The organism is Campylobacter sp. RM12654 (genome assembly GCF_020137585.1).
Lineage (GTDB): Bacteria > Campylobacterota > Campylobacteria > Campylobacterales > Campylobacteraceae > Campylobacter_E.
Genome location: NZ_JACGAR010000078.1, coordinates 1 through 644 on the forward strand (window position 1 = coordinate 1; position 644 = coordinate 644).

Genomic DNA, 644 nt, shown 5'->3' on the forward strand with positions numbered 1-644 from the left:
AGCTACCATTATTCAGATGCTGGGGTTCCAACTCCAGGTGGTTTAACTATGAATGCTAATAGTCAAACATTAGCAGATGATAAAAATGTATTTGGTGGATTTCCAGGTCTTGGTGCTATTGGTGTAAGCACTAGTTATAAAGGGGAGTGGGATAATAGAACTAACGAAGTAATTCCTGTTTCAAGAATAGTAGATATGCTTGAAAATCCTGGTAAAGAATATGAATTTGATGGCAAAGTTAAGACCTTCCCTTTAATTAAGTCAATTTATTGGGCTGGTGGTAATCCAATGCACCATCATCAAGATAGAAATAGACAATTAAAAGCATTTGCTAAGGTTGATAGTTTTATAGTTCAAGATTGTTTTTGGACTGCTAGTGCAAGACATGCTGATTTAGTTCTACCGGCTACTACTGAAATAGAAAGAAATGATATAACTAAAGCACATACAAACAAATATATCTTCGCTATGAAAGAATGTATAAAGCCTATGTATAACTCAAGAAATGATTATGATATTTTTTGTGGAATTATCAAGCATTTTGGCGAAGAAAAATACCAAGCTTTTACAGAGGGTAAAACTGCAAATGAATGGATTAAATATTTTTACGAACAATCAAGAGAAAAAGCAGCAGCAAGTGGCCT

At 33.9% G+C, this 644-nt stretch carries 1 protein-coding gene; it reads left to right on the plus strand.

Annotation, left to right across the window (positions count from 1 at the left end; translation table 11 throughout):
* Positions 1-644, plus strand: a 644-nt coding sequence (locus AVBRAN12654_RS09390) for a molybdopterin-dependent oxidoreductase (RefSeq protein WP_336614391.1), incomplete at both ends; no start/stop codon positions are given.